1 protein-coding gene is annotated in these 626 nt (G+C 59.6%); it reads left to right on the top strand.

What is annotated here, in order from left to right; all coding sequences use genetic code 11:
* A partial coding sequence (locus tag IZR01_RS49455) for a phosphopantetheine-binding protein (protein WP_228561484.1) occupies positions 1-626 on the top strand: 626 nt, incomplete at both ends.

Consider the following 626-nt stretch of genomic DNA (forward strand, 5'->3'; position numbering starts at 1 on the left):
GGTGCCGGAGTTCGGTGGTGCTGTGGATGGTCGTGGGCCGCGGACTGTTCGTGAGCGGTTGTTGTGTGAGGCTTTTGCTGAGGTTTTGGGCTTGGAGAAGGTTGGTATTGATGACAACTTCTTTGAGCTTGGTGGTCATTCGCTGCTTGTGGTGTCGTTGGTGGAGGTGTTGCGGCAGCGTGGTGTTGTGGTGTCGGTGCGGGCGTTGTTCCAGGCTCCGACGCCGGCGGGGGTTGCCGCGGTGGCTGGTGATGAGGCTGTTGCGGTTCCAGCGAATCTGATTCCTGATGATACGCAGGTGATCACACCGGAGATGCTGCCGCTGGTGGCGTTGTCGCAGGCGGAGATCGACCGTATCGCTGCTGTGGTTCCTGGTGGTGCGGCCAATATCGCTGACATCTATCCGTTGGCGCCGTTGCAGGAAGGTATTTTCTTCCATCATCTGATGGCGGCGGGTTCCGGTGCTGATGCTTATATCTTGCCGACAGTCCTCGGCTTCGATTCCCGTGATCGGCTTGATGAGTTCGTGCGGGTGTTGCAGCAGGTGGTGGATCGTCACGACATTCTGCGGACCGCGGTGGTCTGGGAAGGTATTGCGGAGCCGGTTCAGGTGGTCGTGCGCCAGG

This window comes from Catenulispora pinisilvae, from assembly GCF_015356865.1.
Classification (GTDB): Bacteria; Actinomycetota; Actinomycetes; order Streptomycetales; family Catenulisporaceae; genus Catenulispora; species Catenulispora pinisilvae.